The 15,507-nt window shown below is 58.5% G+C and carries 10 protein-coding genes; 8 read left to right on the top strand and 2 right to left on the bottom strand.

Translation table 11 applies throughout. The features are described from left to right. Nucleotides 1–323: 323 nt before the first annotated feature. Complete coding sequence (gene nadB, locus QVF59_RS08645; RefSeq protein WP_287878917.1) at nt 324–1,904, top strand: L-aspartate oxidase; 1,581 nt, start codon at nt 324–326, stop codon at nt 1,902–1,904. A gap of 39 nt (nt 1,905–1,943) precedes the next feature. Here nadB and QVF59_RS08640 read toward each other — a convergent pair whose 3' ends face one another. Beyond that, on the bottom strand, nt 1,944–4,247 hold the full coding sequence (locus QVF59_RS08640) for a PAS domain-containing sensor histidine kinase (RefSeq protein WP_287878914.1): 2,304 nt from the start codon (nt 4,245–4,247) through the stop codon (nt 1,944–1,946). Between the two features lie 151 nt (nt 4,248–4,398). Between QVF59_RS08640 and QVF59_RS08635 the strand changes: the two genes are divergently transcribed. From QVF59_RS08635 to QVF59_RS08610, 6 genes are all read left to right on the top strand, one after another. Then, a complete protein-coding gene (locus QVF59_RS08635) occupies nt 4,399–5,403 on the top strand; it encodes a TRAP transporter substrate-binding protein (protein WP_159878323.1) in 1,005 nt (334 codons plus the stop codon). Between the two features lie 65 nt (nt 5,404–5,468). Then, nucleotides 5,469–6,062, top strand: coding sequence for a TRAP transporter small permease (locus QVF59_RS08630; protein ID WP_287878910.1), 594 nt, complete (start codon nt 5,469–5,471; stop codon nt 6,060–6,062). Beyond that, a complete protein-coding gene (locus QVF59_RS08625) occupies nt 6,062–7,390 on the top strand; it encodes a TRAP transporter large permease (protein ID WP_159878327.1) in 1,329 nt (442 codons plus the stop codon). The genes QVF59_RS08630 and QVF59_RS08625 overlap by 1 nt, the downstream gene beginning before the upstream one ends. A gap of 151 nt (nt 7,391–7,541) precedes the next feature. Beyond that, complete coding sequence (locus QVF59_RS08620; RefSeq protein ID WP_159878329.1) at nt 7,542–9,827, top strand: NADP-dependent malic enzyme; 2,286 nt, start codon at nt 7,542–7,544, stop codon at nt 9,825–9,827. Between the two features lie 77 nt (nt 9,828–9,904). After that, nucleotides 9,905–10,156 (top strand): PhaM family polyhydroxyalkanoate granule multifunctional regulatory protein, encoded by a 252-nt coding sequence (locus tag QVF59_RS08615; protein WP_159878331.1) that lies wholly within the window; start codon nt 9,905–9,907, stop codon nt 10,154–10,156. A 122-nt stretch (nt 10,157–10,278) separates the two neighbouring features. Then, nucleotides 10,279–11,199 (top strand): VirK/YbjX family protein, encoded by a 921-nt coding sequence (locus tag QVF59_RS08610; protein ID WP_287878904.1) that lies wholly within the window; start codon nt 10,279–10,281, stop codon nt 11,197–11,199. Between the two features lie 58 nt (nt 11,200–11,257). On the opposite strand, the gene QVF59_RS08605 is transcribed toward QVF59_RS08610, so the two are convergent. Continuing rightward, nucleotides 11,258–11,860: a flavin reductase family protein gene (locus QVF59_RS08605; RefSeq protein ID WP_287878901.1), complete on the bottom strand. Its 603-nt coding sequence runs from the start codon at nt 11,858–11,860 to the stop codon at nt 11,258–11,260. A 198-nt stretch (nt 11,861–12,058) separates the two neighbouring features. On the opposite strand from QVF59_RS08605, the gene dnaE reads away from it, so the two are divergent. Further along, complete coding sequence (gene dnaE, locus QVF59_RS08600) at nt 12,059–15,493, top strand: DNA polymerase III subunit alpha (protein WP_287878900.1); 3,435 nt, start codon at nt 12,059–12,061, stop codon at nt 15,491–15,493. Nucleotides 15,494–15,507: the final 14 nt, after the last annotated feature.

The raw sequence follows: 15,507 nt of genomic DNA, 5'->3' as shown, positions 1-15,507 counted from the left end.
CTGCTGAGGAGGCGAACTATACCGCCACGACCTACCTTCGTCAACACTTTGTGCGAAGAAATCTTCACATTCTGCCAACATCCCGTCCTGCGGCACGCTAAGTGACTGAGGTACAAAGGCTTATGCGATGGGGGTTTTATTTTTGTGCCATGGGGGTGTGCCAGGTGCACGCGTTTCGGTATTGCGAGGATGGTTGATGGTGGCACCAATCCGGCGAAATGTGCTTAATCTCGACAATATAATGCTGATGCCGCACTGCAGCGCTTCTGCTACTCTTTAGCCTTCTGCAAACTGCCCTACTCCGCCTGACGGCGGCATCTGCCATGCTCAAGTTTGATGTATTGATTATCGGTAGCGGTCTGGCCGGCATGACCCTGGCCTTGCATCTGGCTGCCACGCGCAAAGTTGGCCTGATTACCAAACGTGATCTGCTGGAAGGCAGCTCGACCTATGCCCAAGGTGGTATCGCCGCCGTACTGGATACCGAGGATTCGGTTGAGGAGCATATCCGCGATACGCTGATTGCCGGTGCCGGGCTATGTAATGAAGAGGCCACCCGCTTTATCGTCGAACATTCCAAGGAGGCGATTGACTGGCTGATTGCACTGGGTGTGCCTTTTACACGCGATGATACGCACAAGACGGGTTATCACCTGACCCGCGAGGGCGGCCACAGCCATCGCCGCATTATTCATGCGGCGGATGCTACCGGCGCTGCGGTTACTTCTACTCTGGGCCAGAAGATCAAGGCGCATCCGAATATCACCGTGCTGGAAGACTTCATTGCCATCGACCTGATCACCTCACGCAAGCTGGGGCTGGAAGGCAAGCGTTGCTATGGCGTGTACGCACTGGACAAGACACTGGACCAGGTGGTCACCATTGCCGCCAAGCACACCATGCTGGCATCGGGCGGTGCGGGCAAGGTGTACCTCTATACCACCAATCCGGATACAGCGACTGGCGACGGCATTGCCATGGGCTGGCGTGCTGGCTGCCGGGTGGGCAATATGGAATTCATCCAGTTCCATCCCACTTGCCTGTATCACCCGCATACCAAGTCATTCCTGATTTCCGAAGCCGTGCGCGGTGAAGGCGGCATTCTGAAACTGCCGGATGGCACCCGCTTCATGCCGGATCACGATCCGCGTGCCGAACTGGCACCGCGCGATGTGGTGGCCCGCGCCATCGACTTTGAAATGAAAAAGCATGGCCTGGATTGTGTTTATCTGGATATTTCCTACAAACCGGCCAACTTCATCAAAGAGCACTTCCCCAATATCTATGCGCATTGCCTGGAGCTTGGCATCGACATCACCCAGGAGCCGATTCCGGTGGTGCCGGCCGTGCACTTTACTTGTGGTGGCCTGGTGACCGACCTGACCGGCCACACCGATGTGGACGCGCTGTATGCGGTAGGTGAAGTAGCCTGCACCGGTCTGCACGGTGCCAATCGCCTGGCCAGTAACTCGCTGCTGGAATGCCTGGTGATCGGCAAGGCTGCGGCGGAAGATATCCTGGCAGCGCCGGATATTGTCCTGCCGAAGATTCCGGACTGGGATGACAGCCAGGTGACCGATACCGACGAAGAGGTGGTGATTTCGCACAACTGGGATGAGCTGCGCCGCGCCATGTGGGACTACGTCGGCATCGTGCGCACCAACAAGCGCCTGATGCGCGCACTGAGCCGCATCCGCCTGCTATCGGAAGAAATCAACGAGTACTACAGCAACTTCCACGTCACCAACGACCTGATCGAGCTGCGCAATCTGGTGCAGACTGCCGAACTGATCGTACGCTCGGCACTGTTGCGCAAGGAAAGCCGTGGCCTGCACTACAGCCGCGACTACCCGGACATGCTGGAAGAAACACAGGAAACCGTGTTGCAGCCCGCGCAGCACTGAGTGTTACCAAAGCAGAACGGCACCCACGGGTGCCGTTTTTCATTGCAGGCCGTTACCTCGCTGCAATGGCAAGGTAAACCAGAACACGCAGCCGCCGGTAACGCTGGCATTGACGCTGAACTCACCACGGTGGAACTCGACAATTGATCGGCAGATATTCAAGCCAATCCCCATCCCATCCGGCTTGGTGGAATAGAACGGGGTAAACAGCTCGTTCTTGATGTTATCGGCAAGTCCCGGGCCGTTATCGGCCACTTCTACCCGCCAGAAAGCGGCACCGACGGCAGTGCGCACGATAATGTGTGGCCGCCGCGTCTGCGCTTCCACCATGGCTTCGATGGCATTTTTCATCAGATTGAGCAGCACCTGCTCGATCAGCACCGGGTCCATGTCCAGCCGGCAGGCTGTGGCATCCTGCTCGATCACCAGCTGCACGCCAGCCTTGAAGGCCATCATTTCCGCCAGACCAGCCGCGCGCGCCACCACCCGTGCCGGATCGACCGTCTCCAGTTGTGGCTCATGTTTTTTCACAAAGGCGCGGATGCTCTTGATGATTTGCCCAGCCCGCTGAGCCTGCTGACTGATGGCAGACACGGCATCGCGTACCCCGGCGGGCAGTTCCAGGCTTTCCGGCAGCCGCCGCGCCAGCCCGGCTGAATAGGTGGAAATAGCCGTCAAGGGCTGGTTTAACTCATGTGCCAGACTGGAGGCCATTTCCCCCATGGCAATCAGCCGCGAGGTGGTCTGGAAACGCTCCTGCTGCGCCTGCGCCCGCCCTTCTCGCTCGCGCTCTTCCGTGACATCAGCCAGGATGACCAGCCAGGCAGCTTCGCCACTCACCCACTCCAGCCGGCGGCGCTGCAGCTGGAACCACTGCTTGCCATCCTGCAGGGTGAATTCGCTGGCCAGATCATCCTGCTCCGGCTCCTCACGCAGACCCGGCAGCAGCAGGCAGGACGGCGCATCCGGCTCTTCTGCCAGCCACAGGAAGGAAAAGGTTGGGTTGGCATAAAGCAGTTGGCCGCTGCCCTGACTCACCACGCACACTCCGGCTTGCATACCATTGAGCACGGTAAGAAAGCGCTGGTGCGAGGCATTGAGTGCCAGACGCTGGCGTTTGCGCTCGGTGATGTCGAACAGCGCGGCAATCCAGCCGCGGTGGCTGCCATCCCGCTCTATCAGTGGTGTGGCATACAGCCGCACTTCAACAAAATCGCCATTCTGGCAGGCAAAGCGCAATTCGAAGCCCTGCTCCGGCTGCATGCCCTGCCTTACCGCATCCATGGCAGCGCGCATCTGCTGATGATCGCTGGCTGGCCAGAACACATGTGGCGGACGCTGACCCACCAGTTGTTCTGGCGCATAGCCCAGCATCTCGCAAAAAGCACGGTTCACCCGCAGGATTTCGCCTTCCAGGCTGATGGCCACCAGACCGCTCTTCATGCAGTCCTCAATGGCCTGGCGCAAGGCCACCTCGGTGGACAGCGCCTGCTCGGCGCGCGAGCGCTCGCGCATATGGCGCCGGATACGCCAGATGGAATACAGCAAGGCCACAGCCAACAGGGTGATCAGGCCGGTGAGTACCGGCAGGGTAAGTCCCAGCCCGGAACGGTAGCTGACGGCACGCAGATACACTCCAAATCCTGGCGGATCAAAGCTGGTCTGGTGGGAGATGCTACCGGGGTGTTCGGACGGGTCGAACTTGCTGGCCAGGGTACGCCCGCCCACGTCGACAAAGCTGATGTAGTTCTTGGAGGCAATCCACCACGGTACCTGCCGGTGCAAGAGCTGATCGAACTGGTACACCAGCCGGATGCTCCCCAGCACCTTTTCATTGGCGATGATGGGCACCGCCAGATCGAAACGGTATTTACCGTCGGCACGGCGGTAGGGCTGGCCATATGATGCGCGGCGCAAACGCGTGGCACGCCACACGGCATCGTATTCGTCACCATGCAAGATCTTGCCCGGCAACACCTGACCGTGTTGATCTCGCAGCAACATGGCGTTTTGGTCGATCTGCTGCACCAGCAGCACTTCCGGGCTTTCACGCATCAGAAATGCCGCACTGGAAATGAAGCGTGCCGGACTCAAGTTGCCATTGGCAATATCCGATGCCACACCCTCGGCCCACTCCTGCTGCCCTTCCATATGCAGCCGCATCGATTGCTCCAGCCACAGTACTTCCTGAATCAGGTTATCCCGCTGCTCATCCACCCAGTCGCGGTAAACCAGATAAAACAGGCCACCCAGTGCCAGCACCAAGGCAATCAGGGTAAGCGAAGTGCCCAGCCACAACAGGCGGGGAGAACGACGACGGGCAAGCAAATCGATAACGTGCATAGGCAGATACGGGAAAACCCCAATGATGAAGTCCCCAATGGCAGGTTGTTGGTGCGCCTTCTACTTTACACGGTATTAACAGCCCGCAGACAAGGGCTGTAATGCAAAGCAAAAACATTCAACGCAAACGGAAACACAAACGGAGAGACTCATGAAACTGAAGATTGCTGCATTGCTGATCGGTGCTTCCTTTGGTGTAGCTGGCCTGGCTCAGGCTGCTGGTGAAATCGTCATCAAGTTCAGCCACGTGGTATCGCCCGATACCCCCAAGGGCAAGGCTGCAGAATATTTCAAAAAGCTGGCGGAAGAGCGTACCCATGGCAAGGTCAAGGTACAGGTTTATCCCAACAGCCAGCTTTACAAGGACAAGGAAGAACTGGAAGCCCTGCAACTGGGTGCGGTTCAGATGCTGGCCCCGTCGCTGGCCAAGTTTGGCCCGCTGGGCGTGAAGGAATTTGAAGTTTTCGACCTGCCGTATGTGTTCGACAACTACGACGAAGTGAACAAGGTGATGCACGGTGCCATCGGCAAGCAATTGCTGGGCAAGCTGGAAAGCAAGGGCATCAAGGGCCTGGCCTACTGGGATAACGGCTTCAAGAACTTCTCTTCCAACAAGCCGATCCGCACCCCGTCCGACCTGAAGGGCATGAAGATTCGTATCCAGTCCTCCAAGGTGCTGGAAGAAGAAATGCGTTCGGTAGGCGCACTGCCGCAGGTGATGGCCTTCTCCGAAGTCTATCAGGCGCTGCAAACCGGCGTGGTGGATGGCACCGAACTGGAAGCCTCCAACCTGTACACCAGCAAGGCTTATGAGGTGCAAAAGAACCTGACCCTGACCCAGCACGGCTTCCTGGGCTATGCCGTCATCGTCAACAAGAAGTTCTGGGACGGCCTGCCGGCTGATGTACGTACCCAGCTGGATGGCGCGATTGTCGATGCCTCCAAGTACGCCAATGACATCGCCAAGAAGGAAAACGACCGCGCGCTGGCCGCCATCAAGGCTTCCGGCAAGACCCAGGTCTATACCCCGACCGCAGCCGAACGCACTGCCTTCAAGAAAGCCATGCTGCCGGTACACACCAAGATGGCCGACCGTATCGGTCCTGATCTGCTGAAGGCGATTTACAAAGAAACCGGCTTCAATCCCAACAACTGATCCATCCTGAATCGAGCGTGCGTGCAAGCCTGCACCCACGCTCTTTTTGCGAAAAGAGAACAATCATGCTGAAATTCCTCGACCATCTGGAGGAGTGGATGATTGCCCTGTTGATGGGAAGCGCTACCCTCATCACCTTTGTTGCCGTGCTTCACCGCTACGGCTCGGGCATCGAAACCCTGCAACCCTATCTGGCCCACATCAATATGGCGTGGGCGCAGGAACTCACCATCTACCTGTTTGTATGGATGGCCAAATTTGGTGCGGCCTACGGTGTGCGTACCGGCATCCACGTGGGCGTGGACGTGTTGATTAACCGCCTGTCGGACAAGACCCGTGCCAAATTCATCATTTTCGGCCTGCTGGCTGGCGCGCTGTTCACCGGCGTCATCGCCGTGCTGGGTGGCAATTTTGTCTGGGAAATCGCCCATACCGACCAGACATCGCCCGATCTGGAAGCACCGATGTGGCTGGTCTACCTGGCCATCCCCTGCGGCTCTACCCTGATGTGTTTCCGCTTCCTGCAAGTGACGTGGAACTTCATCAAGACTGGCACCCTGCCCAAGCACGACCATGGCCATGTTGAAGGCATTGAAGAAGGTGCCGAAGACCTGGACAACCTGCACCCGCACGACCTGAACCACGGAGGCAAGCACTAATGACCACCCTCATCATTTTCGGTCTGCTGCTTACCCTGATGCTGACCGGCATGCCGATCTCCATCTCGCTGGGTCTGACGGTACTAACCTTCTTGTTCACCATGACTGAAGTTCCGATCGAATCGGTGGCGCTCAAGCTGTTCACCGGGATCGAGAAGTTCGAAATCATGGCGATTCCCTTCTTCATTCTGGCCGGCAACTTCCTGATGCACGGCGGCGTGGCCAAACGGATGATCCGCTTTGCCACCACCCTGGTGGGCCACTGGTATGGCGGTCTGGGCCTGGCCGGCGTAGTGTCCTGCGCACTGTTTGCCGCCATTACCGGTTCGTCCGTTGCCACCGTAGTGGCGGTGGGTTCCATCATCCTGCCGGCCATGGTCAAGCAAGGTTATCCGCAGCGCTTTGGTGCCGGGGTGATCACCACCTCCGGCGCGCTGGGCATTTTGTTCCCGCCGTCCATCAACCTGGTGATGTACTCGATTGCCACCGCCGGCATGGACGTGACCGGCCCGAATGGCATGAGTGTCTCCACAGCCTCGGTAGGCCAGCTGTTCATGGCGGGCGTACTGCCCGGCCTGTGCCTGTCGGTACTGCTGGGACTGACCACCTGGTATCGCGCCAAGAAGTTTGACTACCCGCGCCTGCCACGTGCCAGTTGGGGCGAGCGTCTGCAAGCCTTCCGCGAATGCGTGTGGGGTCTGTTGCTGATCGTGCTGGTGATTGGCGGTATTTACAGCGGCATCTTCACTCCGACCGAAGCCGCGGCCATGGCTGCCGTGTACGCCTTCATCATCGCGGTGTTCGTCTACAAGGATATGGGGCTGAAGGATGTGCCGCGCGTGCTGATCAATGCTGCGTCGATGAGCTCGATGCTGCTGTACATCATCACCAATGCGGTACTGTTCTCCTTCCTGATGGCATCCGAGCAGATTCCGCAAGCCATGGCCGCCTGGATGACGGCGCAGGGCCTAGGTGTGGTGGCCTTCCTGTTGCTCACCAACATCCTGTTGCTGGCGGCCGGTAACTTCATGGACCCATCGGCCATTGTGCTGATCATGGCGCCCATCCTGTACCCGGTGGCAGTCAAGCTGGGAGTGAATCCGGTACACTTCGGCATTCTGATTGCAGTCAATATGGAAGTGGGCATGTGCCATCCGCCGGTGGGGCTTAACCTGTATGTCGCCTCCGGCATCACCAAAATGGGCATTACCGAGCTGACCGTGGCCGTGTGGCCGTGGCTGCTCACCATGCTGGGCTTCCTGATCGCAGTGACATATCTGCCCGGTATCTCGCTGTGGCTGCCCCGAATGTTAGGTATGATGCAATAAAAGCAGGACAGGACAAACAACGCGGCAGAGGTGAAAACCTCTTGCCGCGTACTTTGTCTGACAGGACCATAGCCCCGACAGAGGGTTAGCCCTTATAATAATCAGCTAAATTATTCAAAACGACCATAAGAAACCACCCAGGAGTTCACGAATGGACGAGCAACTGCGCCAAGCCGCACTCGATTTCCACCAGTTTCCTCAGCCCGGCAAGATCCAGGTATCCCCGACCAAACCGCTGGCAACCCAGCGCGATCTGGCCCTAGCTTACTCCCCCGGTGTGGCCGCCCCGTGTGACGCCATCGTGGAAGATCCGCTCAATGCCTACAAGTACACCGCACGCGGTAATCTGGTAGCCGTTATCACCAACGGTACCGCCGTGCTGGGCCTGGGCAATATCGGCCCGCTGGCCGGCAAGCCGGTGATGGAAGGCAAGGGTGTGCTGTTCAAGAAATTTGCCGGCATCGACGTTTTCGACATCGAACTGAACGAAAACGACCCGGACAAGCTGGTAGACATGATCTGTGCGATGGAGCCGACTTTCGGCGGCATCAACCTGGAAGACATCAAGGCCCCCGAGTGCTTCTACATCGAGAAGAAGTGCCGCGAACGCATGGGCATTCCGGTCTTCCATGACGACCAGCACGGCACCGCCATCGTGGCTGCTGCCGCAGTGCTGAACTCGCTGCGCCTGGTCAACAAGGACATCGCCAATGTGCGCGTGGCTGCATCCGGTGCCGGCGCTGCCGCCATCGCCTGCCTCGACCTGCTGGTGGCCCTGGGCGTGAAACGCGAAAACATCACCGTTTGCGACTCCAAGGGTGTGATCTACCAGGGCCGTGACGAAAAGCTGGATGAATCCAAGCAGCGTTACGCCATTGCCGACAACGGCAAGCGCAAGCTGGCCGATGCCATGGTTGGCGTCGACATCTTCATGGGTCTGTCCGGCCCGCGTCTGGTCACCCAGGACATGGTGAAAACCATGGCGGCCCATCCGGTGATTCTGGCCATGGCCAACCCGGAACCGGAAATCCTGCCGCCGCTGGTGAAGGAAGTGCGCCCGGATGCCATCATCGGCACCGGTCGTTCCGACTTCCCCAACCAGGTCAACAACGTGCTGTGCTTCCCCTTCATCTTCCGTGGTGCGCTGGACGTTGGTGCCACCACCATCAATGAAGAAATGAAGCTGGCCACCGTCCGCGCCATTGCCGACCTGGCCATGGCCGAGCAGTCCGACGTAGTGGCAACTGCCTATGGCGACGAAGAGCTGTCCTTCGGCCCGGAATACGTGATTCCCAAGCCCTTCGACCCGCGCCTGATCGTGAAGATCGCCCCGGCCGTGGCCAAGGCTGCAATGGATTCCGGCGTAGCTACCCGCCCGATCCAGGACTTCGACGCCTACGTCGATCAGCTCACCCAGTTCGTGTACAAGACCAATCTGTTCATGAAGCCGGTGTTCTCGCAAGCCAAGAAGGAAAGCAAGCGTGTCGTGCTGACCGAAGGCGAAGACGAGCGCGTGCTGCACGCCACCCAGGAAATCGTGCTGGCCGGCCTGGCCAAGCCCATCCTGATCGGCCGTCCGAGCGTGATTGAAAAGCGTATCGAAAAGCTGGGTCTGAAGATGGAGATCGGCAAGGACTTCGAGCTGGTCAACAACGAATCCGACCCGCGCTTTGCCGAATACTGGAAGGACTACTACAACCTGATGAAGCGCAAGGGCGTTTCGCAGGAGCAGGCCCGTCGTCGCGTCATCGGCAACACCACCCTGATCGGTGCGCTGATGGTACGCCGTGGCGATGCCGATGCCATGATCTGCGGTACTTACGGTACTTACCGTCAGCACTTCGAAATCGTGGAAACCGTGCTCGGCTACAACAACGCCGACAAGGTGGCCGCTGCCATGAACGCGCTGATCCTGCCGACAGGCAACATCTTCATCACCGACACCTATGTTAATGCCAAGCCGGATGCAGTCCAGCTGGCCGGCATCACCAAGATGGCGTCGGAAGCCATGAAGCGTTTCGGTATCGCACCGAAGGCCGCCCTGCTGTCCAACTCCAGTTTCGGCACCATCAACGGCGAGTCCGCCGACAAGATGCGTACTGCGCTGGAACTGATCCGCGACGCCCAGCCTGACCTGGAAATCGACGGCGAAATGCAGGGCGATGCCGCCCTGGTGGAAGCCATCCGTACCCAGGCCATGCCGGAAACCACGCTGAAGGGTTCGGCCAACCTGCTGATCATGCCGAACGTGGAAGCCGCCAACATCAGCTACAACCTGCTGCGTGTTTCGGCCTCTGACGGCGTGACCATCGGCCCGATCCTGATGGGCATGAGCAAGCCGGTACACATCCTGACCCCGATTTCCTCGGTACGTCGCATCGTCAACATGGTAGCCCTGGCGGCCGTGGATGCGCAGGTAGCAGCCAGCAACAGCTAAGCTGTCGTCTTTGGTCTTATACTGAACGGGCAAGCCAGCGCTTGCCCGTTTTTTTATGATGACAAGGAGAGCCTGCCATGAGCGCCGATTTCAATCCCACTGATCCATTCGCCATGTTCCGCCAGTTCTGGCAAACTGCCACCCCGGCCAGCGCCCAGCCTTTCCTGCCGCCAATGAGCGAAGAAGAAATCGACCGCAAACTGGCAGAACTGCGCGTAGTGGAAGGCTGGCTGACCATGAATCTGGGCATGCTGTCCATGCAGATGAAAACGCTGGAAATGCAACGCGCTGCCATGGTGGCCCTGAAACCGCGCGAAGAAAAAAAGTAAACTGTCACAGAAAGTAAACCGTCACAAACGGTAACGACGACGGGACAAGCCGGCCAAAGACGCCGACACCCGGATAAACAATAATGCATTTCCGTGCATGAACGCTTTTAGAAGAACTCTGTGTGAAAACTATCGAATCACCTTCGAGGCCTCACCCTGTCCGGCTGCTGGGACAACTGGCCAGTGGCGACTTTTCCCGGCGCGATTATCTGGATGAGCGCAAGAACCGCATCAAGCTGGTATTGCGCAGCCTGCTTTCCCTGTCCAGCAGCTACCGCTGGCTGAGCTATCTGAGTAGCCAGCCGCTCTTGCTCGACTACCTGAAACTGGCTCCACGCCTGTCGCAAAAGTTGCACCGGCCTTATCTGCACCGCAGCCTGGGCAATACGGCAAAAGTGGAAATGTTGCAGCAACACTATGGCCGGATACTGCAACTGCCAGCCCATGTCCGCAGCCAATTGCTGTCGCTGGAAAATATCTGCATCGCCAGCGTTAGCGGCAAGGACGACAGCAGTTTCAGCTGGGTGCTTGGGCACAACCACTATTTCGACAAGGAAGGCGAGCTATCACTGCAGTTTCTCGATAGCCAGCAGGTGGCACTGGCCACCCTCACCTTCACCCTGTGCCAGTATCAGGGTCAGCCGGTGGCGCTGGTTGGCGGCTTGCAAGGCCCGCGCAAGGAATTTGGCCATGAGTGCATCCGCACCGCCACCAAGGCCTGTCACGGTCTGTTTCCCAAACGGCTGGCACTGGAAGCACTGACGGTCATTGCCCGCGAAATGGGCTGCCAGCAAGTGCTGGCCGTGTGCAAGGACAGCCATATTTACAGCTCCTGGCGCTACCGCAAGGAATTCCAGGCCGATTACGACAGTTTCTGGCTGGATATCGGTGCCGAGAAAATCAATACCGAATACTTCCGCATCCCCTTCCCCATTCCGCGCAAGCCAATGGAGGAAATTGCCAGCAAGAAGCGCAGCGAATACAACCGCCGCTATGCCTTGCTGGACGAGATGGCAGAAAAAATCAGCCACGCCTTGCGTTGAGCCTTGCCAAGAAAAAAGCACCGGACAGGTGCTTTTTTCATTTATATGTCAGCAGCAATCAAGGCCGCTCCAAGGAGAAATCCGCATGCACCAGGGTGTAGGCATCCCCCGCCAGTTTGCCAATGGGGTGCAGTGCCTGCACATCAATCCGGCCATCCTGATACACCGCATCCGCCACATGCACATGGCGGATTTCACCCAGCACCAGCGTACTGCCGCCCGCACCATGTCCAAGGTCGATGCAGCTATGCAGCACACACTCATAGCGCACTGGCGAACGCGCCACGCCTGGTGCCTTTACCAGCCTGCTGCGCACCTTGGACAGGCCTGCCAGATCAAACTCGTCCACTTCAGCCGGATAGGCGGCACAGGACTGATTCATTTCCTCAACCAACTCCTGATTGACAATGTTCACCACAAACTCCCCGGTGGCACGGATATTGGCCAGGCTGTCCTTGTCACTGCCATCCGGCTTTTTCAGGATGGTGACTGCCAGCATAGGCGGATTGAGCCCGGCAACGGTAAAAAAGGAAAACGGTGCCAGATTGGCCACCCCCAGCAAATCCTGGGTACTGAGCCAGGCAATGGGGCGCGGCAACACGCTGCCAGTCAGCAGTTTGTACAGGCTGGTACGATCCAGCTCTCTGACATCACAATCCATTTCTGTCACCGCTTGGCTGATTCTTGATGTCACCATTCTAATGCTGCAACGCAACACAAGAAAAGGTGCAATAGTCGGGACCAAGCACATTGCCGCTAGTGCAGCGCATAAACCAGCTTGCCGGTTTAGCGGCTTTCGGGGCTGAATTATCTTGCCGCACACATGGTGCAGATGTCGCGCTGCCGGTAAAATGTCGGCATGAACGCACCCCGCTTTATCCATCTTCGCCTCCACTCGGAGTTTTCCATCACCGACGGTATTGTCCGCCTCGACGACGCAGTAAAGCGTGCGCAGAAGGACAATATGCCTGCTATGGGCATGTCGGACCTGATGAACCTGTTCGGCATGGTCAAGTTCTACAAGTCCTGCCGCAACAAGGGTATCAAGCCGATTGTGTCGGCTGACATCTGGCTGGAAAACGAGGAAGACCGCGACAAGCCCACCCGCCTGATGCTGACGGTGAAAAACCGCGAAGGATACCGCCGTCTGTGCGAGCTGCTCACCCAGGCCTTCACCCATAACCAGTACCGTGGCCGTGCCGAAATCAAGCGCGCCTGGCTGGAGGCTGGCGACAACAGCAATCTGCTGTGCCTGTCCGGCGCACATATGGGCGATGTCGGGGTGGCACTGGCCATGGGCCAGCGTGAAGAAGCGATGCGCCGGGCGCAGTACTGGGAAAGCCTGTTCCCCGGCAGCTTCTATCTGGAAATCCAGCGTGTGGAAAATGCCCAGGTGGAAAGTGTAGTGCAGGCCACACTATGGCTGGCCGGCGAAACCGGCCTGCCGGTGGTGGCCACCCACCCGATCCAGTTTCTGGACCCGGATGACTTCAAGGCCCATGAAGCCCGGGTTTGCATTGCCGAGGGCTATACGCTGGGCGACAAGCGTCGTCCGCGCAATTTCTCCGAATGCCAGTATTTCCTGTCCACAGAACAGATGCTGGAGCGCTTTGCCGACATTCCGGAAGCGCTGGAAAACACGGTGGAAATTGCCAAACGCTGCAATATTTCCGTGGTGCTGGGCAAGAACTACCTGCCGCTGTTCCCCACGCCGGAAGGCATGACGCTGGATGATTTCCTGGTGTACGAAGCCAAGCGCGGGCTGGAAGTGCGGCTGGAGCAGCTGTTTCCCGACCCGGCCGAGCGCGAGGCGCGCCGCCCGGAATACGATGCCCGGCTGAAGTTCGAGTGCGACACCATCATCCAGATGGGTTTCCCCGGTTACTTCCTCATCGTGGCGGACTTTATCCAGTGGGGTAAGGGCAATGGCTGCCCGGTAGGCCCGGGCCGGGGTTCCGGTGCCGGTTCGCTGGTGGCTTACAGCCTGAGCATTACCGACCTCGACCCGCTGCGTTACGCCCTGCTGTTCGAGCGTTTCCTGAACCCGGAACGGGTATCCATGCCCGACTTCGACGTGGACTTCTGTCAGGAAAACCGCTGGCGCGTGATCGAATACACCCGGCAGAAATACGGCGAAGAAGCCGTGAGCCAGATCGCCACCTTCGGCACCATGTCGTCCAAATCGGTAATCCGCGATGTGGGCCGGGTACTGGACCTGCCCTTTGGCCTGTGCGACCGCCTGTCCAAGCTGATTCCGCTGGAGGCCAACAAGCCGCTGGGTCTGGAAAAGGCCATGGAAGTGGAGCCGCAAATCGGTGAAGTCATTGAGTCGGAAGGTGCCAATGAACTGATCGAACTGGCGATGAAGCTGGAAGACCTCACCCGCGGCATCGGCATGCACGCCGGTGGTGTGTTGATTGCCCCCGGTCGCCTGACTGACTTCTGCCCGCTGTATATTGCCAGCGCTGATGGTGCATCACCGGTATCGCAGTTCGACAAGGACGACGTGGAGCAGATCGGCCTGGTGAAGTTCGACTTCCTGGGCTTGCGCAACCTCACCATCATCGAACTGGCCCAGCGCTATATCAAGCAGGTGAGCAATGAAGATGTGGACGTCGCCCATCTGCCGCTGGACGATGCCGACGCCTACAAGATTTTTGCCAGCGCCAACACCACCGGCGTGTTCCAGTTTGAATCCTCCGGCATGAAAAAAATGCTGGTGGAAGCCAAACCCAGCAAGTTTGAAGAAATTATCGCCTTCGTGGCCTTGTACCGTCCGGGCCCGATGGACCTGATTCCCGACTTCATCCAGCGTATGCACGGTGCCAAGTTCGAATACCTGCACCCGCTGCTGGAGCCGGTACTGGCACCGACTTACGGCATCATGGTGTATCAGGAACAGGTGATGCAGTCCGCCCAGGTGATTGGCGGTTACTCGCTGGGCGGTGCCGACTTGCTGCGCCGCGCGATGGGTAAAAAGAAGGTGGAGGAGATGGTGGCGCAGCGCGCCATGTTCGTGCAGGGTGCCGCCAAGCAGGACATCCCGGAATCCAAGGCCAACGAAATCTTCGACTACATGGAGAAGTTTGCCGGCTACGGTTTCAACAAATCCCACGCCGCCGCCTATGCGCTGGTGGCCTACCATACGGCTTGGCTCAAAGCACATCATTGTGCCGCCTACATGGCCGCCACCATGTCCACCGAACTGGACAATACCGACCAGCTCAAGGTGTTCTATGACGACGCCACCGACGCCAAGAACGGCCTGCGCTTCTTGCCGCCGGACGTCAACCATAGTTTCTACCGCTTTGTGCCGGTCAGCCGCCAGGAAATCCGCTACGCACTTGGTGCCATCAAGGGCAGCGGCGAGTCAGCAGTCGACCATATCGTAGCGGTGCGAGAAGCCAGCGGGCCCTACACCAGCCTGTTTGATTTCTGCCAGCGCACCGACAAGAAGCTGGTGAACAAGCGGGTGATCGAAGCACTGATCCGTGCCGGTGCCTTCGACAGCATTGAGCCCAACCGCGCCCTGCTGTTTGCCAACGTAGGCTTGGCCATGGAAGCAGCCGATCAGGCCCATGCCAATGCCAATCAGGGCGGCCTGTTCGATATGTTTGGCGACGATGTGGCGCCGGCGGTAGAGATGGTGGCCACCCGGCCATGGAGCGATGCCGTCAAACTGGCGGAAGAGAAGGTTGCCATCGGCTACTACCTGTCCGGCCACCCGTTCTCCGCTTATGCGCAGGAAGTGCGCGCCTTCATCAAGACCACGCTATCGCGCCTCTCCCCACGCAAGGAACCGCAACTGCTGGCCGGCTTTGTCACCGGCATCCGCGTCAAGATGGGCAATCGCGGCAAGATGGCCTTTGTCGAACTGGACGACGGCAGCAGCAAACGTGAAATCAGCCTGTTTGGTGACAGCTATGAAGTCAACCGCAACAAGCTGAAAGAGGACATCGTGCTGGTGGTGCAAGGCAAGGTGATGGAAGATGCCTTCTCCGGTGGTCTGCGCATCATGGCCGATCGCATTTACGACCTGGGCGAGGCACGCAGTTGCTTTGCCCGTGGCCTGTCCTTGCAGATGAACGGCAATGCCGATGTCAATCGGCTGAAAACCTTGCTTACCCCCTACCGTGACGAAGACAACGGCGGCCTGGTCCGCATCAGCTACAGCAATCCACAAGCCCGGGCGGATATCGCCCTGTCGCAAGGCTGGGCGGTACGGCTGGACGACAGCCTGTTACTGGCCTTGCAGGACTGGTTGGGTGAAACTGCCGTCAAGGTGTTGTGGTAGCGCCTGACTGCCAC

This window comes from Aquitalea sp., assembly GCF_030150775.1.
GTDB classification, from domain to species: Bacteria; Pseudomonadota; Gammaproteobacteria; order Burkholderiales; family Chromobacteriaceae; genus Aquitalea; species Aquitalea denitrificans.
This window is presented reverse-complemented; position numbering and strand designations above follow the sequence as displayed.